Here is a 20,397-nt window from a genome sequence, read left to right as displayed (position 1 = left end):
CCTCTTCGACGTGCCCGCCCGTATCACCGATCCCGAGCAGCTCAAGGAGCTCCTCGGCATCCCCTTCACCCCGGAGCAGACGGCCTGCATCGTCGCGCCGCCCGCCCCGCAGGTGATCGTGGCCGGAGCCGGGTCGGGCAAGACGACGGTGATGGCGGCCCGCGTGGTGTGGCTGGTCGGCACCGGCCAGGTCGCCCCGGAGCAGGTGCTCGGCCTCACCTTCACCAACAAGGCCGCCGGCGAACTCGCCGAACGCGTCCGCAAGGCCCTCGTCCGGGCCGGCGTCACCGACCCCGACGTCATCGACCCGGACAATCCGCCGGGCGAGCCGGTGATCTCCACGTACCACGCCTTCGCGGGCCGCCTGCTGACCGACCACGGCCTGCGTCTCGGGCTGGAGCCGTCGTCCCGCCTGCTCGCCGACGCCACCCGCTACCAGCTGGCCGCGCGCGTGCTGCGCGAGGCACCCGGGCCGTATCCGGCGCTCACCCGCTCCTTCGCCGACCTGGTCAGCGACCTCCTCGCCCTCGACGCCGAGCTCGCCGAACACCTCGTACGCCCCGAGGAGCTGCGGGCCTGGGACGCGGGCCTCCTGACCACCCTCCAGGGCGCCAAGCTCACCAACGCCGATCTGCGCAAGGTCCCCGAGGCCGCCGCCGCCCGCCGCGAACTCGCCGACCTGGTGATCCGCTACCGGGCCGCCAAACGCGAACGCGACCTCCTCGACTTCGGCGACCAGATCGCCCTGTCCGCCCAGCTCGCCGGGCTCCCCGAGGTGGGCCGCGTCCTGCGTGACGAGTTCCGGGTCGTGCTGCTCGACGAGTACCAGGACACCTCGGTGGCCCAGCGCATCCTCCTCGCCGGCCTGTTCGGCGGCGGCACCGGCCACCCCGTGACCGCGGTCGGCGACCCCTGCCAGGCGATCTACGGCTGGCGCGGCGCCTCCGTCGCCAACCTCGACGACTTCCCGGAGCACTTCGCCCACGCCGACGGCCGCCCCGCCACCCGCCAGGCGCTCAGCGAGAACCGCCGCAGCGGCGGCCGCCTCCTCGACCTCGCCAACGGCCTCGCCGAACCCCTGCGCGCCATGCACGCGGGCGTGGAGGCCCTGCGCCCCGCGCCCGGCGCCGAACGCGACGGCACGGTCCGCTGCGCCCTCCTGCGCACGCACGCCGAGGAGATCGACTGGATCGCCGACTCCGTCGCCCACCTGGTCCGCACCGGCACGGCGCCCGGAGAGATCGCCGTCCTGTGCCGCACGGCGACCGACTTCGCCGAGATCCAGGGCGCGCTGGTGGCCCGCGACGTCCCCGTCGAGGTCGTGGGCCTGTCCGGGCTGCTGCACCTGCCCGAGGTGGCCGACCTGGTCGCCGTCTGCGAGGTCCTCCAGGACCCCGGCGCCAACGCCGCCCTGGTCCGCCTGCTCACCGGCCCGCGCTGGCGCATCGGCCCGCGCGACCTGGCCCTCCTGGGGCGCCGGGCCCGGCTGCTCGTGAGCCACGCGCGCGTGGACGGCGACGACGACCCCGACCGGCGTCTCGCCGCCGCCGTCGAGGGCGTCGACCCGTCCGAGGTGATCTCCCTCGCGGACGCCCTCGACACCTTCCTGGAGACCCCGCTCGACGGCACCGGGGACGACGACGGCCTGCCCTTCTCAGCGGACGCGCGCGTGCGCTTCGCCCGCCTGGCCACCGAGCTGCGCGACCTGCGCCGAGCCCTGTCCGACCCCCTGATGGACGTCCTGCACCGCGTCCTCGCCACCACCGGTCTGGAGGTCGAGCTGTCGGCGTCCCCGCACGCGCTGGCCGCCCGCCGCCGCGAGACCCTGTCGAACTTCCTGGACGTCGCCGCCTCCTTCGCCGCGAGCGACGGCGAGGCCACGCTGCTCGCCTTCCTCGGCTTCCTGCGGACCGCCGCGCAGTACGAGAAGGGCCTCGACAACGCGCTGCCCGGCGGCGAGAACACGGTCAAGGTGCTCACCGCGCACAAGTCCAAGGGCCTGGAGTGGGACGTCGTGGCCGTCCCCGGGCTGGTCACCGGCACCTTCCCCAGCGGGCAGGGCCGCGAGAAGTGGACCGCCCAGGGCAAGGTGCTGCCGCACGCGCTGCGCGGCGACGCCGACACCCTGCCCGACGTCCCGTCCTGGGACTCACGCGGCCTGAAGGCCTTCCACGAGGCCATGAAGGAACACCAGCACACCGAGGAACTCCGACTCGGCTACGTCACCTTCACCCGCCCCCGCTCCCTGCTCCTGGGCTCCGGCCACTGGTGGGGCCCGAGCCAGAAGAAGCCGCGCGGACCCTCCGACTTCCTCCAGGACCTGTACGACCACTGCGCCGCCGGGTACGGCGAGATCGAGGCATGGGCGGACGAGCCCGCCGAGGACGAGGAGAACCCGGCCCTCCTCGCGGACACCGCCGACCGGGCCTGGCCCCTGCCCCTGGACGACACGGCCCTCGCCCTGCGCCGGTCCGCCGCCGAGACGGTCCTCGCCCACCTGGACGCCCTCGCCGCCCAGGACGACGGCCCGCCCGCCGCCACGCACGACCCGGACGTCTACGACGACCCGGACTGGCCCCCGCCCCCCGAGGACGACGGGCCCTTCCCCGACCCGGAAGAGGCCTTCGAGGGGGCCTTGGAAGAGCCCTTCCCCGACGACGAGGACCCCGGTCGGCCGGAGGACTCCGCCGACTGGGACTCCTGGACGCCCGACCGCCCCACCGCGCGCCCGACCGTCCCCCACCAGGCGCCACCGCCGCCTCAGCCCGGCCGCACCGGCGTCCCCCGGCCCCAGGAGCCCCTGCCGGACCCCGCCCCCCGGGCGACCGGCGCCTCCCGGCTCACACCCGAGGAGGCCCGTACCGTCGCCTCCTGGGACCGCGACCTGGACGCCCTCACCGGCGAGCTGCTGCGCGCCCGCGAGAGCGTCACCGAGGTGCACCTCCCGGCGTCGCTGACCGCCTCCCAGCTGCTGCGCCTGGCCGCCGACCCCGACGGCTTCGCCCAGGAGCTGGCCCGCCCCATGCCCCGCCCGCCCCAGCCCGCCGCCCGCCGCGGCACCCGTTTCCACGCCTGGGTCGAGTCCCGCTTCGAAGCACTGACCCTGCCCATGCTGGAACCGGAGGAGCTGCCCGGCAGCGAGGCCGAGATCGCCGACGAACGCGACCTGGAGTTCCTCAAGGACGCCTTCGAACGCACCGAGTACGCGCACCGCACCCCGTACCGCGTCGAGGCGCCCTTCCAGCTCACGCTCGCCGGACGCGTCGTGCGCGGCCGGATCGACGCCGTCTACCGGCAGGGCGAGGGCCCGGCGGCGACGTACGAGATCGTCGACTGGAAGACGAGCCGCGACGGCACCGCCGACCCCCTCCAGCTCGCCGTGTACCGCCTCGCCTGGGCCGAGCAGCAGCGGGTGCCGCTGGAATCGGTGACGGCCACCTTCCTGTACGTACGCAGCGGCGAAGCCGTGCGGCCCGACGGCCTGCCGGACCGTGCCGCACTGGAGCGCCTGCTGCTCGGCGAGCCGGTCGGTGACGAACCGCACGATCGGGGTGTGCGCGCGGGCCGATAGGCTCGTGAGCATGAGCCACACCGTTGACAATGCCGTCAGCGCCGTCCGTACGTACATCGAGCACCACCGGGTCGCCTTCCTCGACGACCTCGCCGAGTGGCTGCGCATCCCGTCCGTGTCGGCCCAGCCCGCCCACGCGACCGACGTACGCCGCAGCGCCGACTGGCTCGCCGCCAAGCTGAAGGAGACCGGCTTCCCGACCGCCGAGGTCTGGCCCACCGCGGGCGCCCCGGCCGTCTTCGCCGAGTGGCCCTCCGGCGACGCCGCGGCACCGACGGTCCTCGTCTACGGCCACCACGACGTGCAGCCGGCGGTCCGTGAGGACGGCTGGCACAGCGACCCCTTCGAGCCCGTCGTCCGCGACAACCGCCTGTACGCGCGCGGAGCCGCCGACGACAAGGGCCAGGTGTTCTTCCACACACTCGGCGTCCGCGCCCACCTCGCCGCCACCGGCCGCACCGCACCGGCGGTGAACCTGAAGCTGCTGATCGAGGGCGAGGAGGAGTCCGGCTCCCCGCACTTCCGCGCGCTGGTCGAGGAGCACGCCGGGCGGCTCGCCGCCGACGCGGTGATCGTCTCCGACACCGGCATGTGGTCCGAGGACACCCCCACGGTCTGCACCGGCATGCGCGGCCTCGCCGAGTGCGAGATCCGGCTGCACGGACCCGACCAGGACATCCACTCCGGCTCCTTCGGCGGCGCGGTCCCCAACCCCGCCACGGCCGCCGCCCGCCTGGTGGCCGCCCTGCACGACGACCACGCGCGCGTGGCGATTCCCGGCTTCTACGACGGCGTGATCGAACTCACCGAGCGCGAACGCGACCTCTTCGCCGAACTGCCCTTCGACGAGCACCGGTGGCTGCGCACGGCCAAGTCGTACGCCGCCCACGGCGAGGCCGGCCACACCACCCTGGAGCGGATCTGGGCCCGCCCCACCGCCGAGGTGAACGGCATCGGCGGCGGCTACCAGGGCCCGGGCAGCAAGACGATCATCCCGTCCTCCGCCATGGTGAAGCTCTCCTTCCGCCTGGTCGCGGGACAGGACCCCGGCCACGTCGAGAAGGCCGTCCGCTCCTGGGCCGCCGAGCAGGTGCCGGCCGGCATCCGCTGCGAGATCACCTTCGGATCGGCCACGCGCCCGTGCCTGACACCGCTGGACCACCCGGCGCTGCAGTCCGTGGTCCGTGCCATGGGCCGCGCCTTCGAGAAGCCGGTCCGCTTCACCCGCGAAGGCGGCTCCGGACCGGCCGCCGACCTCCAGGAGGTCCTCGGCGCACCGGTGCTCTTCCTCGGCATCTCCGTCCCGTCCGACGGCTGGCACGCCCCCGACGAGAAGGTCGAGCTCGACCTGCTCCTCAAGGGCGTCGAAACCTCCGCCCACCTGTGGGGCGACCTGGCGGAGCACTGGCGCCACGCACCCTGAGCCCCCGCTCGACGCGGATCCGGACCGGCAGCGCGCGCGGCACACTGAAAGGGCCGTCCCGCGCCGCCGATCCCTCCCGGACCCGGTCGCCACCCGCCGTACGACCCGCTGAACCGCCTGCCGAACCACAACCGCTCACCGGGGGAGTTGGAAGCACCCGTGACCACCTGGACCGATCACACCGCCGACCGTCCCATCTCGCTCACCGCCCCGAACGGCGTCGACCGAGCCGCCCACCACCGGCTCGACGAGGCCTGGCTCGCGGCGGCGTGGAGCCACCCCTCGACGCGCTGCTTCGTGGTCTCCGGCGGTCAGGTCCTCATCGACGAGACACCCGACGGGCGCACCGAACTCGTCATGACCCCCTCCTTCGAGGCCCCGCTCACCGAGGCGCACCGGTACTTCCTCGGCACCGACGAGGACGGCGTCAGCTACTTCGCGCTGCAGAAGGACTCCCTGCCCGGCCGCATGGACCAGTCCGCGCGCCCGGCGGGGCTGCGCGAGGCCGGCCTGCTCCTGTCGCCCCGCGACGCGGGCCTGATGGTCCACGCGGTCGCCCTGGAGAACTGGCAGCGTCTGCACCGGTTCTGCTCCCGCTGCGGCGAGCGCACCGTCATCGCCGCGGCCGGTCACATCCGCCGCTGCCCCGCCTGCGGCGCCGAGCACTACCCGCGCACCGACCCCGCCGTGATCATGGCCGTCACCGACGCGGACGACCGCATCCTGCTCGGCCGCCAGGTCCACTGGCCCGAGGGCCGCTTCTCGACGCTCGCCGGCTTCGTGGAGCCCGGGGAGTCCATCGAGCAGTCGGTGCGCCGCGAGGTCTACGAGGAGGTCGGCATCGCCGTCGGCCCCGTCGAGTACGTCGCCAGCCAGCCCTGGCCCTTCCCGTCCAGCCTCATGCTGGGCTTCATGGCCCGCGCGACCTCGACGGACATCGACGTCGACGGCGACGAGATCCACGAGGCCCGCTGGTTCTCCCGCGACGAGCTGGGCGCCGCCTTCGAGTCCGGCGAGGTGCTGCCGCCCTACGGCATCTCGATCGCGGCCCGCCTGATCGAGCTCTGGTACGGCAAGCCGCTGCCGACCCGCGGCTTCGTCTGACGCGTGACATGACGGAGGGGCGGCCCCCCGCACGGGGAGCCGCCCCTCTGTCGCGTACCGAGCCGCTCAGGCGCCGATCTTCTGCTTCACCTGCGCCAGCGACGGGTTCGTCAGCGTCGAGCCGTCGGGGAAGAGCACGGTGGGAACCGTCTGGTTTCCGCCATTCGCCTTCTCCACGAACGCGGCGGAATCCGGGTCCTGCTCGATGTTGATCTCGGTGTACGCGATGCCCTCGCGGTCCATCTGGCTCTTCAGCCGACGGCAGTAGCCGCACCACGTGGTGCTGTACATCGTCACAGTGCCCGGCATGTCTCTCGCGCTCCTTCGGCGGCTCGGGGATGAGGTCGCAGGGGGTGAACGTCCGTGGCGGCGCCGCCATTCCCGGCGCGTGACGCTTGTCGCATCAGTACGACCATCGGTCCGTACCTGTGGACAACCGGCGCACCCGTCTCCTGCGACCTGGCAGCATGGCCATGTGACAGCAGCAACGCACTCCACCCTTTTCCCGCAGGTACCGGACTCGGCCGACGCGGTGCTCGAAGGGCTCGACCCCGAGCAGCGCGAGGTGGCCACCGCCCTGCGCGGCCCGGTGTGCGTGCTGGCCGGCGCCGGTACCGGCAAGACCCGGGCGATCACCCACCGCATCGCCTACGGGGTGCGCGCCGGGATCCTCCAGCCGTCCAGCGTGCTCGCCGTCACGTTCACCAACCGCGCCGCGGGAGAGATGCGCGGCCGGCTGCGCCAGCTCGGCGCGGCCGGTGTCCAGGCCCGTACCTTCCACTCGGCGGCGCTGCGCCAGCTCCAGTACTTCTGGCCGAAAGCGATCGGCGGCTCCCTGCCCCGGCTCGTCGACCGCAAGATCCAGCTCGTCGCCGACGCGGCCGCCGCCTGCCACCTGCGTCTCGACCGGGGGGAGCTGCGCGACGTCACCGCCGAGATCGAATGGGCCAAGGTCACCCAGACCGTCCCCGCCGACTACGCCCCCGCCGCGGCCAAGGCGGGCCGGGAGGCGCCACGCGACGCCGCGGAGATCGCCCAGCTGTACTCCGCCTACGAGGACCTCAAGCGGGGGCGCGGCGTCATCGACTTCGAGGACGTACTGCTGCTCACGGTGGCCGTCCTCCAGGACCGGCACGACGTCGCCGAGCAGGTCCGCGCCCAGTACCAGCACTTCGTGGTCGACGAGTACCAGGACGTCAGCCCCCTCCAGCAGCGCCTGCTGGAGCTGTGGCTCGGCGACCGCGACGACGTGTGCGTGGTCGGCGACGCCAGCCAGACCATCTACTCGTTCACGGGAGCAACCCCCGACCACCTGCTCGACTTCCGCAGCCGGCACCCCGGCGCGACCGTCGTCAAGCTGGTCCGCGACTACCGCTCCACCCCCCAGGTCGTCCGCCTCGCCAACGGCCTGCTCGCCCAGGCCCGCGGCCGGGCCGCCGACCACCGACTGGAGCTGGTCTCCCAGCGCCCCACGGGCCCCGAGCCGGTGTACACCGAGTACACCGACGAGCCGGCCGAGGCCGAGGGAGCCGCCCGCCGCATCCGCGAACTCGTCGACTCGGGCGTCCCCGCCGCCGAGATCGCGGTCCTGTTCCGTACGAACTCCCAGTCCGAGACCTACGAACAGGCCCTCGCCGACGCCGGCGTCCCCTACCAGCTGCGGGGTGCGGAACGCTTCTTCGACCGTCCCGAGGTGCGCAAGGCCGGCAGCGCCCTGCGGGCCGCAGCACGCTTCGGCGGCAACGACCACCTCCTCGACGACGCCGTCGACCTGCCCTCCCAGGTGCGCGCGGTGCTGTCGGGGGAGGGCTGGACACCGCAGCCCCCGGCGGGGTCCGGAGCCGTCCGGGAGCGCTGGGAGTCGCTGGCCGCCCTGGTCTCCCTCGCCCAGGACTTCGCCGCCGCCCAGCCGGGTGCCACCCTGAGCGACCTCGTCGCGGAACTGGACGAGCGGGCAGGCGCCCAGCACCCTCCGACCGTGCAGGGCGTCACCCTCGCCTCGCTGCACTCGGCCAAGGGCCTGGAGTGGGACGTCGTCTTCCTGGTGGGCGTCGCCGAGGGCATGATGCCGATCACCTACGCAAAGACCGACGAGCAGATCGAGGAGGAACGCCGCCTCCTCTACGTCGGTGTCACCCGCGCCCGCGAGCGCCTGTACGTCTCCTGGGCGCTCGCCCGCTCGCCCGGCGGCCGCCCGAGCCGCCGCCCCAGCCGTTTCCTCAAGGGACTGCGGCCCGGTTCGGCGCCGACCGGCGCCCGCACCTCCGCCGGCGGTCCGGGCGGTGTGGAGCGCGGCTCCGGGCGCGGACCCACGGCCGCCGCGCCGCGGCGGACCCGGCGGACGCCGGCCCGCTGCCGGGTCTGCGGCCGCACGCTCACCGAGGCCGGTGAGATGAAGCTGATGCGCTGCGAGGACTGTCCGTCCGACATGGACGAGGGTGTCTACGAGCGGTTGCGCGAGTGGCGGGCGGTCCAGGCGGGGCGCAGCGGGCAGCCGGCGTTCTGCGTCTTCACCGACAAGACGCTGATGGCGATCGCGGAGTCCGTGCCGGAGGACGAGCACGAGCTGGCGAGGATCCCGGGGGTCGGCGCACGCAAGTTCAACCGCTACGGAGCCGATGTTCTGGCCATCTGCGCAGGCCGGGACGTTGCCGGGCTTGACGACGGAGACTGATCCGAACTCGTCGAAAAAATAGTTTGCGCATGCCCCGGGAATCCCCATAGGTTCTTGGTCACGGGGAACAGCGGCCTTCCCGGAGGCCCTGGATCCGTGCTGTACTTGCATATCCGCGGACCGGTTCGCACCGGTCCCCCGAGACGCCGAGAGGAGGCGAGCCCAGTGATCAGCATCAACATCAGCACCACCGCCGGTTCCACCGCCAAACTGACCGATCGCTCTGCCGTCTCCCTGCGCATGCTCGGCGTCTCCAACCCGGGCACCGGTCTGTCCGGCATCCGTGCCGCGCGTCCGGCGTCCGCCTCCGTCGCTCCCTCGGGCCTTCCCGTCCGTGAGCGCAATGAGCGACCGACCAAGGCACTGGAAGCAGCAGTAGCGGCACAGGCTCATGCCTATGCCTTTACGGCGACCGGTGCCGGATTCCGGAAGCAGACGACGCAGCACCACCTGATGTGGGCCTTCCGTGGGCCAGAACCCTGGAGTGATCCAGCCTGATCTCGATCAGGCCGGCGCCTTCAGGGCCGCGGAACCCCATCCGGGATCCGCGGCCCTTCTGTTTTCCCCGAACGGGGACGACAGCACGAAGGAGCCTCGGGACAAGAAAAGAACCCGGTACCAAGCCGCACCCGGCCGACCGGCCGGAACGACCAGACGAGGAAGACCAACCGTGCAACTCGAAGCGCACGCCCCGTCCGTACCGCCTTCCGACACGATCCCCAAGCCCGGCCTCACGGAGGACCCCACCTTGACCCCGCTCACCGCGCTCACCGCGCTCGACGACGCCATCGAGAACCTCGGCGTACCCGTCCCCTGCCGTTCCTACGACCCGGAGGTCTTCTTCGCGGAGTCCCCGGCGGACGTCGAGTACGCCAAGTCCCTCTGCCGCACCTGCCCGCTGGTCGAGGCCTGCCTCGCCGGCGCCAAGGAGCGCCGTGAGCCCTGGGGCGTCTGGGGTGGCGAGCTGTTCGTCCAGGGTGTCGTCGTCGCCCGGAAGCGGCCCCGTGGCCGCCCGCGCAAGAACCCGGTCACAGCATGAACATCACCGGAACGATCGACCGCCCCCTCACGCACGACCCCAAGAAGCAGGCCCCGATGAAGCCGTCCACCGACGAGATCACTGGCACCGCGCCTGAAGACTTCACCACCAGCGACGCGAAGGACTCGCGTCAGAACAGGACCCGCGAGATGCAACTCATCCCAGAAGCCCTGGCACGTGCGCATATGCACGAGCGCCTGCATGAGGCCGAGCGGGAACGCCGGGCCATGCGCCTGGTGACCGCCCGCCGGATGCAGCGCCGGGCCGAGCGCGCCTCGCTGCGCGCCCGGCGCGCGCTCGCCATGGCGGTCATGCAGTAACCGACCACACCCGAAGCGGTGGCCTCCGTGCAGGAGGCGAAGACTTCCCCGTGGGGGCCGGTCCGTCCGAACGGACCGGCCCCCACGGCGCGTTCAGCCCCGGCGGCTCACGCCTCCACGGCCTCCTCCGCCACGTCGTCCCCGTACTCCTCGAACTCGGCCGGGTCCTCGCCGTCGTCCTCGGGGACGAAGCCCACGAGCCACTCCTCCAGCTCCTCGCGCAGCCGCACCGTCGCGCCCAGCTGGCACAGCACCCCGATGGTGCTGAGAGTCACCCGGTGGATCAGCAGATAGGCCGGAGGCAGGTTGAGCTGCTTGGCCAGCTGGTAGGCGGGGGAGCGGGGATCGGCGATCCGGGCCGCCTGGCTGCGCATCCAGCCGCGGGTGAAGGTGAACTCGTCGACCCGGGCCGGCTCGATGATCGGCAGGAGGTAGTCGAGGACGGCGTCGGGGTCCAGCTCTATCGACTCCTTGACGAAGCCCTCCGAGCAGAGCATCTCGTAGACGGCCTCGGCCTCGCCGTCCAGCGTCATGCGCAGCGCCGCGCCGATGGGTTCCGGCAGTCCGCCCGGGAGGCGGTCGACCGTGCCGAAGTCCAGAACGCCCAGCCGCCAGTCGTCGTCGCCCTCCGGACCGCCGGGCAGCAGCCGGAAGTTGCCCGGGTGCGGGTCGGCGTGCAGGAGGCCGGTGCGGGCCGGCCCGGAGAACAGGAAGTGCGCCAGGAGCTGGCCGGCCCGGTCCCGCTGCTCCGGTGTGCCGTTCGCGATGATCTCCGACATCGGGATGCCGTCGATCCACTCGGTGATCAGGACCTGCTCGCACTCGTGGACCACGTCCGGCACCACGATGTCCGGGTCGCCCGCGAACTCCTCGGCGTGGGCGCGCTGCGCCTGTGCCTCGAGGTCGTAGTCCAGCTCCTCGGAGACCCGGTCCTTCAACTCCGTGATCAGCGGCTTGATGTCCATGCCGGGCACGAGCGGGCCGAGGAGGCGGGCGAAGCGGCTGAGCTGGTTCAGATCGGACAGCAGCGCTTCGCCGGCGCCCGGGTACTGGACCTTGACGGCCACCTCGCGGCCGTCGTGCCACACCGCCCGGTGCACCTGGCCGATCGAGGCCGCCGCGGCGGGCTTGTCCTCGAATTCCAGGAACAGGTCGGGCCAGTCCTCGCCGAGCCGCTGCGCGAGCACGGAGTGCACCGTGCGCGTCGGCATCGGGGGAGCGGCCTCCTGCAGCTTGGTCAGCGCGGCCCGGTAGGGACCGGCGACCTCTTCCGGCAGCGCCGACTCGAAGACGGACAGGGCCTGCCCGAACTTCATCGCGCCGCCCTTGAGCTCGCCGAGCACCTTGAACAACTGCTCCGCCGTGCGCTGCTGGAGCTGCTGGCCGACGATCTCCGCGGACTCGCCCACGATCCGCTTGCCCAGTCCCCAGGTCGCCCGCCCGGCGAAGCCGAGCGGGAGCGCGGCGAGCTTGGCGGTCCGGGTGACCGCCTTCCGGGGAAGATCAGACATGCGCCCTCCAAGTCCCAGCCGGCCGCGCCGCTGCTGCCTCACGGCGGGCTTCGACTGACGGCCATTGCCCAGCCATTGTCGCGCGCCGACCCCCGTTCCCGGGGGTGTGTTCCTGCTTACCTTTCTGGGCGGCCCCGCACGGGCACGCGGAGTGGGGCCGGACCGGGCGCGTACGCCAGCGCAGAGCGGGCAGCGAGACCTCCCAGCGCGCGTCGGCGCTGGACGGTGTCCGGCCGTCGAGGAAGGCGAGGGCGTGGGCCGCCGCCAGCCCGGCGACGGCCGTGGCCAGCGTCAGGTCGCAGGGCGGTACCTGGCGCTGCCGGCCGGAGCGCCACTGCGCGACCAGCCGCGGCCAGGCGGGGTCACGGTCGGTGCGGTCCGCGTGCAGACAGCCTGCACAGCCCGTCTCGCCGGGCAGGACCAGGGGGCCGACCACGCCGGTCCCCTCCACGACACCGGCGTACAGGTGGGGCGTGCCCGACGCCATGAGGGAGTCGGCGTGGGCCGGATCGGGCGCGTGCGACGCGACGTCGTCGCGCGGGGCGAGGACCACCAGGGAGAAACCCGGGCCGCCGGCCTCGGGCGGTGACGTGGGGACCCGGCGCGGCGGCCGGTCCGGGGCGGTGCGGCGCACGGCCCGGCGGGCCGCCTCGTCCCGGCGCTCGCCGACGGCCTCGGCCGGCAGCCCTCCCGGGGTGACGTCCCACGGTTCGACGCGTCCGGTGTCCCGCACGTCGACCTCGCCTACACCGGCCGCCGACAGCAGGCAGGCCAGTACGGCGCCCACCCGGCCCGCGCCCCGTACCCGCACGCGCATCGATCGCCGGGCGGCCAGGTGCCGCATCGCGTCCCCCGGCCGGGAGGTCGTCAGGGACAGGGACGCGAGGTCCGGGCGGAGCCGGTCGAGGACCTCCTTCTTCTCCCGCAGGGAGTCGGCGGCCGGCCCGCCGCCCCGGGAGTCGTCGAGGAGCCCGGCCCCCGCCAGCCGTTCCACCAGCCGGTCGACATGGCCGTCCGGCAGGTCCATGCGCCGCCCCTCCTCGCGCAGGAGCGCCGGCCCGCGGGTGCCGTTGAGCAGGTCGAGGAAGCTGCCCGTCGCCGTGTCCACCGGGCGGAGCGTGAGCGCGTGCGCCGGGGTCATCCCGAACTGCACGGTGTTGAGATCGCGCCACCCGCGCCTGAGCGCGGGCTTCACCATCGGATGCATGACAGAACCCCCGTAAGTCCTCGAACGTCCCCGTGCGCCGGCGGTGGCCGGACGTGCGGTGGCTGTGCGGTCGGCCACACGTCCGCCGGCGAGTGCCAGCATGCCCGGATTGGCCGCGAGGCGTCGAAAGTTGTCCACAGGTGGTGGGTGTTTGTCGTACAAGCTGTCGTGCGGATCGGCGCGGACCCGTCCCGGAGCCGGGACTTCGCCGGGTGCAGCGGGTAACGTCGGGGCGTGTCCGCCGACCCACTGCACCGCGCCGGAGCGCCCCAGCGCACGCCGACGAGTCCGCCGCCGAGCGGCACGGGGGCGAGCGCGATCGAGGTTCGCAGGAGCACCCGTCGACGCCGGACGGTCTCCGCGTACCGCGAGGGCGATCGCACCGTCGTGCTCATCCCCGCCCGGATGTCCGAGGCGGAGGAACGACGCTGGGTGAGCGTCATGCTGGACAAGCTGGCCGCCCAGGAGAGCAAGCGCGTCCTCGGCGACACCGAGCTGGCCGAGCGCGCCGAGCGGCTGTCGGCCCAATACTTCGAGGGCCGGGCCCGGCCCGCCTCGGTGCGCTGGGTCACCAACCAGAACACGCGGTGGGGCTCGTGCACCCCGGCCGAGGGCAGCATCCGCCTGTCGCACCGCCTCCAGGGCATGCCGGAGTACGTCGTCGACTACGTACTCCTCCACGAGCTGGCTCACCTGCTCGTCCCCGGGCACGGGCCCCGGTTCTGGCGGCTGCTGGAGGCGTACCCCCGGACCGAGCGGGCCCGGGGCTACCTCGAAGGTGTGGTCGCCGCCGACCGGCTGCCGCACGTGCCCGGCGCCAGGAGCGAGTGACAGGGCTGCGGAAAGGCGTCCGGTACGGGTGGGCGCGCGTTCTGTACCGGCTCTGTACCGACATCGTCCGGTGTCCGCGTTTGCCGTTAGCCTGACGCGACGCACTCACATTCGGATGGGGGACGGTCGTAACGCATGGCCAGGGAATTCCAACGCGGCCACAAGGCCAGGATCAGTGACCTCACCGCGGGCACGGATCTGTACGTAGGCGTGCAGATCTCCGGCCCCGGTCTGACCTTCGACATCAGCTGCTTCGGGCTCGACGCCGACGAACGGCTCTCCGACGACCGGTACTTCGTCTTCTTCAACCAGCCGAAGACCCCCGAGGAGTCCATCCAGCTCCTGGGTGCGCAGGCGGGTGACACGGAGTCCTTCCGCGTGACCCTGGACAGGATCCCGCCGCAGATCCAGAAGCTGTCCTTCACGGCGACGATCGACGGCGCCGGGCAGATGTCGCAGGTCGGCCCCGGATACATCCGGATCGTCGCGGGCGGCGAGGAGGTGGCCCGGTATCCGTTCAGCGGGTCGGAGTTCTCCACCGAGCGCGCGGTCATGCTGGGCGACTTCTATCTGAAGGACGTGTGGCGCTTCGCCGCCGTCGGGCAGGGATTCGACGGCGGTCTCGAGGCGCTGCTGAGGAACTTCGGCGGCGAGGTGGCCGAGGACGAGGCTCCCGCGCCACAGCAGGCGCAGCAGCCGCAGACCGGTGCCGCCCCGGGCTTCGCCCCGCCCGCCCAGGCATCGGCACCCCCGGCCTTCGGCGCCCCTGCAACTGCACCCGCGCCGGCTCCTGCACCCGCGCCGGCTCCTGCTCCCGCGCCGGCTCCTGCTCCGGCCCCCGCTCCGCAGGGCTTCGCAGCGCCGCCCGGAAGCACGCCGCCCCCGGCGCCCGCGCCCAACGTGCACGCCGCGCCGACCATCATCGCGCCCCTGCACACCCCGCCCGGCGGCTCCCCGGTGCCGCCCCCGGCCCCGGCGCCCGCGCCGTTCGGCCAGCCGGGTCAGCAGCAGCCGTACGGCCAGGTCCCCGGCCAGACCGCCCCGCCGCCCCCCGGCTACGGCCAGCCCCCTGCCCCCCAGACCCCGCCCCCGCCGCCCGGTTACGGTCAGCCGGCCCCGCCCCCGGGCTACGGGCAGCAGGCACCGTACGGTGCCCCGCAGGCCGTGCCCCAGGCCGCCCCGCAGGGCCCCGGCGTGGCCGCCGCGCTCCAGCAGTTCCGCGAGACGGCGCCCGGGCAGCGCTGGACCCAGCAGAACAAGAAGCTGGTCCGCGTCGACCTCGGTGCCGAAGGACAGCCCGTCCTCGCCCGGCAGGGCAGCATGGTGCTCTACCAGGGCAAGGTCGACTTCAGCTACAAGGGCGCCGGATTCGCCGGCCGGGTCGTAGGCAACGCGACCGGCCAGGAGATGCAGCTGATGCGCTGCTCCGGCAAGGGACAGGTGTTCCTCGCCGACAACTCGGCGATGCTGCACCCCATCGAGCTCCAGGGCGACGCCGTCTGCGTCTCCGCGGAGAACGTCCTGGCCTTCGACGAGAGCCTCCAGTACGAGGTCCGCCGCATCGAGGGGCATGGCATCCCCGGTGGCGCGCTGTTCACGATGCAGTTCCAGGGCACCGGCACGGTCGTCGTCAAGACCCACGGCGTGCCCGTGGTGCTGCCGGTCACGCCCACGACGTTCGCCGACTGCAACGCCGTCGTCGCCTGGTCGGCCGCCGCCCAGGTCGTCGTCTCCAGCCAGGTGCGGATGCGCCGCAACTCCTACGCGGGCGACACGGGCGAGAGCGTCAACCTGCAGTTCCGGGCCGCGCCCGGCAACTTCGTCGTCGTCCAGCCGTACGAGATCTGAGGGAGAGCCCGACATGAACCAGCCGCTCGCGGGCTACGCCCCCGCGCCGGTCACCGCCCGCATGGAGAACCACGGCAACCACATGCTGAAGGTCGCCATGCAGACCGGGAACGACCTCCTCGCGCGCGTGGGCTCGATGGTCGCCTACGAGGGCTTCGTCCAGTACGAGCCCAACCCGCCGGCCGTGCGCCAGATCGCCAAGGACTGGATGACCGGCGAGGGCGCGCCGCTGATGAAGTGCTCCGGCGACGGGCTGCTCTACCTCGCCGACTACGGCGCGAACGTCGTCGTGATCAACCTCAACGGCGACGGGATCAGCGTCAACGCCACGAACCTGCTCGCCTTCGACGCCCACCTCACCTGGGGCGTCGAGCGGGTCAAGGGACTGGCGAAGTTCGCCGGCCAGGGCCTGTGGAACACCAAGATCTCCGGCCAGGGCTGGGTGGCGCTCACCTCCCGGGGCAAGCCGATCGTCGTCGACTGCGGCGGTGGCGAGGACGAGACGTACGTCGACCCCGACGCGCTCGTCGCCTGGTCCCCGAACCTCAAGGTGAAGGGCAAGCGCAGCTTCAAGGCGCAGTCGCTGATCGGCCGCGGCAGCGGCGAGGCCTACCAGATGGCCTTCTCCGGTCAGGGCATCGTCGTCGTCCAGCCCAGCGAGGACAGCACCGACCGCCTCCGGGTCCGGGGCTGAGGGGGAGCCAGAACATCATGCAGAGCCCGCTTTTCGCGTACAACGACCAGCAGACCCAGGAACGCTGGAGCCTGCAGAACAAGCACATGCTCCGCGTTGCCCTGGAGGGCCACGACGACGTGCTCGCCCGCAAGGGCACGATGGTCGCCTATCAGGGCCTCGTCGAGTTCGACGCCGAGTACCAGAGCAACAACCAGTCACGCGCGCGTGCGCACACCGGTGAGGGCCTGGACCTGATGCGCTGCCACGGGCAGGGCACCGTCTACTTCGCCAACCTCGCCCAGTGCATCCACGTGATGGAGGTCGAGCAGGACGGTCTCACCGTGGACAGCAGCTACGTCCTGGCCATGGACTCCTCCCTGCACCACGAGGTCATCGCCGTCGACAGCCTGTACGGCATCTCCGGCTCGGGGAAGTACCAGCTCAACATCACCGGCCGGGGCAGGGTCGCGCTGATGACCTCGGGCTCCCCGCTGCTGATGCAGGTGACGCCCGACAAGTACGTCAACTGCGACGCTGACGCGATCGTCGCCTGGTCCACCGGTCTGCGCGTGCAGATGCAGGCCCAGACGCACTCCTCCGGGGTGTGGCGGCGCCGCGGGAACACCGGCGAGGGGTGGGAGCTCAGCTTCATGGGCAGCGGCTTCGCGCTCGTGCAGCCCAGCGAGCTGCTGCCGCCGCAGAACGCCCAGATCGGGTCGGGCCTGGCCGCGCAGTACGGCATGGGACAGCAGGGCGCCCGTGGTCAGAACCAGGGCAACGTCTGGAGCTGACCGCGGGACACAGCCACAGTCCGGTGAGGGGTGACCGCGGGTGCGGTCACCCCTCACCGGTCACAGTCGGGCGCGGGTGGCCTCCACCAGGCGGACGACCGACTCGTCGGCGACGTCCGCGACCTCGGCGTAGGGGAACCAGCGCAGGTCGAGGGACTCGTCGCTGATCGCCTCCACGGCCCCCTCGGGAGCCACCGCCGCGTACTGGACGTCCAGGTGCCAGGCGCAGGGCGTGTGGTGGCGGTCCAGCCGCACGGGACCGCCGGGCAGCAGGGTCAGTCCGGAGATGCCCGACTCCTCCGTGGCCTCGCGCAGGGCGGCGCGCGCCAGCGTCTCGTCGACCGGCTCGCAGTGTCCGCCCATCTGCAGCCACATGCGCATCTTCCGGTGCAGGGTGAGCAGCACGCGCTCGCGCGACGGGTCGACCACCAGGGCGCTCGCCGTGATGTGCCCGTCCGCGCAGGCCTTCCACATGCCGTCCGGATGCGCCGCCAGATGGTCCAGGTAGACCTGACGCAGCTCGTCCTGGCCCTCGTGGCCCTTGAGGACCAGGACCGCGTCGTCGTGGAGGGTCACTCGGCGCCGTCGCCCTTGCCGTCGGCCTCGTCCTGGCCCTTCTCGTCCTTCTTCTTCAGGTCCGTCTTGCCCGCGGCCTCGCCGAGCATCTTGTCCAGCTCGGAGAAGTCCAGCTGCTCGCGGTGCACGAAGCCGTCCGGGTCGTCCAGGTCGGTGGCGTTCGGCAGCATGTCCGGGTGGGCCCACAGGGCGTCCCGGCCGTCCACTCCGCGCGCGTCCGTCACGGACGCCCACAGACGCGAGGCGTCCCGCAGGCGGCGCGGGCGCAGCTCCAGGCCGATCAGCGTGGCGAACGTCTGCTCCGCCGGACCGCCCGAGGCGCGACGGCGGCGCAGCGTCTCGCGCAGCGCGTCCGCGGAGGACAGGCGCGGCTTGGCGGCGGCGTGCACCACCGCGTCCACCCAGCCCTCGACCAGCGCCAGCGCCGTCTCCAGACGGGCCAGGGCGGCCTTCTGCTCCGGGGTGTCCTCCGGCTGGAACATGCCCTGCTGGAGTGCCTCCTGCAGCTGCTCGGGATTCTGCGGGTCGAACTGGCCGACCACGTCCTCGAGCTTGGCCGTGTCGACCTTGATCCCGCGGGCGTAGCCGTCGACCGCGCCGAACAGGTGCGAGCGCAGCCACGGCACGTGCGCGAACAGGCGCTGGTGTGCGGCCTCGCGCAGGGCGAGATACAGCCGCACCTCCTCCTGGGGGACGCCCAGGTCCTTGCCGAACGCCTCGATGTTCACCGGCAGCAGCGCGGCCTTGCCGGCCGGGCCGAGCGGCAGGCCCACGTCGGTCGAGCCGACGACCTCGCCGGCGAGCACGCCGACGGCCTGACCGATCTGGGTGCCGAACATGGCGCCGCCCATGGAGCGCATCATGCCGATCAGCGGGCCGGCCATGGCCTGCATCTCCTCCGGCAGCACGTCGCCCATGGCGGTGCCGACCCGCTCGGCGACGGGGTCGACGAGCTCACGCCAGGCGGGGAGGGTCGCCTCGACCCACTCCGCGCGGCTCCAGGCCACCGCGGAGCCCGCGCCGGAGGGCAGGGCGGTCGCGTCGTCCAGCCACAGGTCGGCCAGGCGGACGGCCTCCTGGACGGCGCTGCGCTCGGTGGGGCCGACGCTCGCGTCCTTCGTACCGTCCGGGGTGCCCTGGGCGACCGTCTGGCGGGCGATCTGCTTGGCCATGTCCCAGTTCACCGGGCCGCCCTCGTAGGAGAGCATCTGGCCCAGCTGCTGGAAGGCGGCGCCCAGGTCGGTGGGGTTCATGGAACCGAACATGGCAGCGAACGGGTTGTCGGCACCGGGGCCTCCAAGGCCACCGGCTCCGGACATCCCGAAACCGAACGGGTTGGCCGGTCCCTGACCACCGCCGCTCTGCTGGTCCTTCTTCTTGCCTTCGTCGCCGTCGTCCGGCTCCTCCGGCGGAAGGCCGAATCCGAATGGGGTGTCACTCACGGGGTTCCTCGGCTGGTAGGGCCGCCGGTTCTTTCCGGCGGCACGGCTGCCCGACATCACCACCCAGCGTAGACACCCGCGGCGGTTCGGGCCTCGGTGCTTCGCCGACTGACGGCCTGCGGCAGGATGGATGCCACCTGGTACGTACGCGTCACTCGCGCCCGTACTGAAGACAACCGCTGGAGACGCCCGGTGAGTTCCCCAGATCCGCAGGTTCGCGCAGCGCGAAACCAGTCAACCAGTTCCGCCGCCCCCGGCGCGCGCGGACCCGTCGTCGCGGTCACCGGTGCCGCCTCCGGCATCGGCGCCCTGCTCACGGCCCGACTGGCCGCGTCCGACGAGGTCAGACAGGTCGTCGCCATCGACGAGCGGCGCGGCGAGTGCGCGGACGCGCGCTGGCAGATCCTGGACGTGCGGGACCCGGCCATCGCCGAGAAACTGCGGGGCGCGGACGTCGTGGTGCACCTGGCACTGGACCTCGATCTGGAGACCGACGCGGCCGCCCGGACGGCTTACAACGTCCGGGGGACGCAGACCGTGCTGACCGCCGCCGCGGCGGCCGGAGTGCACCGCGTCGTGCTGTGCACCTCCGCGATGGTCTACGGCGCGCTGCCGGACAACGAGCTGCCGCTGTCCGAGGACGCCGAGCTGCGCGCCACGGCCGAGGCCACCGGGGTCGGGGACCTGCTGGAGATCGAGCGCCTCGCGCGCCGGGCGCCGCGCGCCCACCCGGGCCTGAACGTGACCGTCGTCCGCCCAGCGGTCCTGGTCGGGGGCATGGACACCGCGCTGACCAGGTATTTCGAGTCGCCCCGGCTGCTCGTGGTGGCCGGGTCGCGGCCCGCCTGGCAGTTCTGCCACGTCGACGATCTGTGCAGTGCTCTCGAGTACGCCGTCCTGGAGAAGGCCGAGGGGGAGCTGGCCGTCGGGTGCGACGGCTGGCTGGAGCAGGAGGAGGTCGAGGAGCTCAGCGGGATCCGGCGGATGGAGCTGCCGTCGGCCGTCGCGCTGGGCGCCGCGGCCCGCCTGCACCGGATCGGACTGACGCCCTCCCCGGCCGGGGACCTGGCGTACACGATGTACCCCTGGGTGGTGAGCGGCAGCCGGCTGCACGACGCCGGGTGGCGGCCGAAGTACACCAACGAGGAGGTACTCGCGGAGCTGCTGGAGGAGGTCGCGGGCCGGCACACGGTCGCCGGGCGGCGTCTCGGGCGCAAGGACGCGACGGCGGCCGGGGCCGCGGGTGCGACGGTCGCCCTGCTGGGCGCGGCGGCGGTGGTCCGGCGGGCGCGGAAGGCCCGGCGGCGGATCTGAGGCGGGCGCCGTCCTGTAGGAGGCTCCAAGGCGGTACGCGCGAGTGCCGGGCGATGACGCTATTCCGTGC

The 20,397-nt window shown here is 72.9% G+C and carries 17 protein-coding genes; 12 read left to right on the top strand and 5 right to left on the bottom strand.

Annotated features, from left to right (window positions below; genetic code table 11):
* Positions 1-10 precede the first annotated feature (10 nt).
* From IEZ05_RS04995 to nudC, 3 genes are all read left to right on the top strand, one after another.
* The gene (locus IEZ05_RS04995) at positions 11-3,571 is read left to right on the top strand and encodes an ATP-dependent DNA helicase (RefSeq protein ID WP_189228769.1); all 3,561 of its coding nucleotides are present in this window, start codon (positions 11-13) and stop codon (positions 3,569-3,571) included.
* A 10-nt stretch (positions 3,572-3,581) separates the two neighbouring features.
* A complete protein-coding gene (locus tag IEZ05_RS04990; RefSeq protein ID WP_189228768.1) occupies positions 3,582-4,994 on the top strand; it encodes a dipeptidase in 1,413 nt (470 codons plus the stop codon).
* Positions 4,995-5,153: 159 nt separating this feature from the next.
* Positions 5,154-6,098, top strand: a complete 945-nt coding sequence (gene nudC / locus IEZ05_RS04985; RefSeq protein WP_189228767.1) for an NAD(+) diphosphatase — start codon at positions 5,154-5,156, stop codon at positions 6,096-6,098.
* Positions 6,099-6,164: 66 nt separating this feature from the next.
* On the opposite strand, the gene IEZ05_RS04980 is transcribed toward nudC, so the two are convergent.
* Positions 6,165-6,407 (bottom strand): mycoredoxin, encoded by a 243-nt coding sequence (locus IEZ05_RS04980; RefSeq protein ID WP_161168532.1) that lies wholly within the window; start codon positions 6,405-6,407, stop codon positions 6,165-6,167.
* Positions 6,408-6,573: 166 nt separating this feature from the next.
* Between IEZ05_RS04980 and IEZ05_RS04975 the strand changes: the two genes are divergently transcribed.
* The 4 genes from IEZ05_RS04975 to IEZ05_RS04960 all read left to right on the top strand — a co-directional run bounded on the left by IEZ05_RS04975 (position 6,574) and on the right by IEZ05_RS04960 (position 10,131).
* On the top strand, positions 6,574-8,772 hold the full coding sequence (locus IEZ05_RS04975; RefSeq protein ID WP_189228766.1) for an ATP-dependent DNA helicase UvrD2: 2,199 nt from the start codon (positions 6,574-6,576) through the stop codon (positions 8,770-8,772).
* 165 nt (positions 8,773-8,937) lie between these two features.
* Complete coding sequence (locus IEZ05_RS04970; protein ID WP_189228765.1) at positions 8,938-9,270, top strand: hypothetical protein; 333 nt, start codon at positions 8,938-8,940, stop codon at positions 9,268-9,270.
* Between the two features lie 172 nt (positions 9,271-9,442).
* Entirely contained in the window at positions 9,443-9,811 is a 369-nt protein-coding gene (locus IEZ05_RS04965; RefSeq protein WP_189228764.1) for a WhiB family transcriptional regulator, read from the top strand.
* Positions 9,808-10,131, top strand: coding sequence for a hypothetical protein (locus tag IEZ05_RS04960; RefSeq protein ID WP_189228763.1), 324 nt, complete (start codon positions 9,808-9,810; stop codon positions 10,129-10,131). The genes IEZ05_RS04965 and IEZ05_RS04960 overlap by 4 nt, the downstream gene beginning before the upstream one ends.
* Positions 10,132-10,238: 107 nt before the next feature.
* Here the strand turns inward: IEZ05_RS04960 and IEZ05_RS04955 are convergent, their stop codons facing one another.
* Together IEZ05_RS04955 and IEZ05_RS04950 are read right to left on the bottom strand one after the other, a co-directional pair.
* Positions 10,239-11,642: an ABC1 kinase family protein gene (locus tag IEZ05_RS04955; RefSeq protein ID WP_189228762.1), complete on the bottom strand. Its 1,404-nt coding sequence runs from the start codon at positions 11,640-11,642 to the stop codon at positions 10,239-10,241.
* Positions 11,635-12,849 carry a TOMM precursor leader peptide-binding protein gene (locus tag IEZ05_RS04950; RefSeq protein ID WP_189228761.1) on the bottom strand — a complete coding sequence of 405 codons (1,215 nt, stop codon included), beginning with the start codon at positions 12,847-12,849 and terminating at the stop codon, positions 11,635-11,637. Before IEZ05_RS04950 ends, IEZ05_RS04955 begins: the two co-directional genes overlap by 8 nt.
* Positions 12,850-13,083: 234 nt before the next feature.
* Here IEZ05_RS04950 and IEZ05_RS04945 point away from each other — a divergent pair, with 234 nt between their 5' ends.
* From IEZ05_RS04945 to IEZ05_RS04930, 4 genes are all read left to right on the top strand, one after another.
* The gene (locus IEZ05_RS04945) at positions 13,084-13,680 is read left to right on the top strand and encodes a M48 metallopeptidase family protein (protein WP_189228760.1); all 597 of its coding nucleotides are present in this window, start codon (positions 13,084-13,086) and stop codon (positions 13,678-13,680) included.
* Between the two features lie 135 nt (positions 13,681-13,815).
* Complete coding sequence (locus tag IEZ05_RS04940; protein WP_189228759.1) at positions 13,816-15,528, top strand: TerD family protein; 1,713 nt, start codon at positions 13,816-13,818, stop codon at positions 15,526-15,528.
* A gap of 13 nt (positions 15,529-15,541) precedes the next feature.
* The gene (locus IEZ05_RS04935) at positions 15,542-16,222 is read left to right on the top strand and encodes an AIM24 family protein (RefSeq protein ID WP_030974882.1); all 681 of its coding nucleotides are present in this window, start codon (positions 15,542-15,544) and stop codon (positions 16,220-16,222) included.
* Between the two features lie 17 nt (positions 16,223-16,239).
* The gene (locus tag IEZ05_RS04930) at positions 16,240-16,995 is read left to right on the top strand and encodes an AIM24 family protein (RefSeq protein WP_189228758.1); all 756 of its coding nucleotides are present in this window, start codon (positions 16,240-16,242) and stop codon (positions 16,993-16,995) included.
* 60 nt (positions 16,996-17,055) lie between these two features.
* Here IEZ05_RS04930 and IEZ05_RS04925 read toward each other — a convergent pair whose 3' ends face one another.
* Both IEZ05_RS04925 and IEZ05_RS04920 read right to left on the bottom strand, forming a co-directional pair.
* Positions 17,056-17,571 carry an NUDIX hydrolase gene (locus IEZ05_RS04925; RefSeq protein ID WP_189228757.1) on the bottom strand — a complete coding sequence of 172 codons (516 nt, stop codon included), beginning with the start codon at positions 17,569-17,571 and terminating at the stop codon, positions 17,056-17,058.
* The gene (locus IEZ05_RS04920; RefSeq protein ID WP_189228756.1) at positions 17,568-19,013 is read right to left on the bottom strand and encodes a zinc-dependent metalloprotease; all 1,446 of its coding nucleotides are present in this window, start codon (positions 19,011-19,013) and stop codon (positions 17,568-17,570) included. Before IEZ05_RS04920 ends, IEZ05_RS04925 begins: the two co-directional genes overlap by 4 nt.
* 192 nt (positions 19,014-19,205) lie before the next feature.
* On the opposite strand from IEZ05_RS04920, the gene IEZ05_RS04915 reads away from it, so the two are divergent.
* A complete protein-coding gene (locus tag IEZ05_RS04915) occupies positions 19,206-20,327 on the top strand; it encodes an SDR family oxidoreductase (protein WP_189228755.1) in 1,122 nt (373 codons plus the stop codon).
* Positions 20,328-20,397: the final 70 nt, after the last annotated feature.

Origin of the sequence: Streptomyces flaveolus, from assembly GCF_014648815.1 — a bacterium.
Lineage (GTDB): Bacteria > Actinomycetota > Actinomycetes > Streptomycetales > Streptomycetaceae > Streptomyces > Streptomyces flaveolus.
This window is presented reverse-complemented; position numbering and strand designations above follow the sequence as displayed.

Coding starts and splice junctions, on each gene's coding strand:
- IEZ05_RS04990 (WP_189228768.1), top strand. CDS start 3,582: ATGAGCCACACCGTTGACAATGCCGTCAGCGCCGTCCGTACGTACATC.
- IEZ05_RS04980 (WP_161168532.1), bottom strand. CDS start 6,407: ATGCCGGGCACTGTGACGATGTACAGCACCACGTGGTGCGGCTACTGC.
- IEZ05_RS04960 (WP_189228763.1), top strand. CDS start 9,808: ATGAACATCACCGGAACGATCGACCGCCCCCTCACGCACGACCCCAAG.
- IEZ05_RS04955 (WP_189228762.1), bottom strand. CDS start 11,642: ATGTCTGATCTTCCCCGGAAGGCGGTCACCCGGACCGCCAAGCTCGCC.
- IEZ05_RS04950 (WP_189228761.1), bottom strand. CDS start 12,849: ATGCATCCGATGGTGAAGCCCGCGCTCAGGCGCGGGTGGCGCGATCTC.
- IEZ05_RS04940 (WP_189228759.1), top strand. CDS start 13,816: ATGGCCAGGGAATTCCAACGCGGCCACAAGGCCAGGATCAGTGACCTC.
- IEZ05_RS04935 (WP_030974882.1), top strand. CDS start 15,542: ATGAACCAGCCGCTCGCGGGCTACGCCCCCGCGCCGGTCACCGCCCGC.
- IEZ05_RS04930 (WP_189228758.1), top strand. CDS start 16,240: ATGCAGAGCCCGCTTTTCGCGTACAACGACCAGCAGACCCAGGAACGC.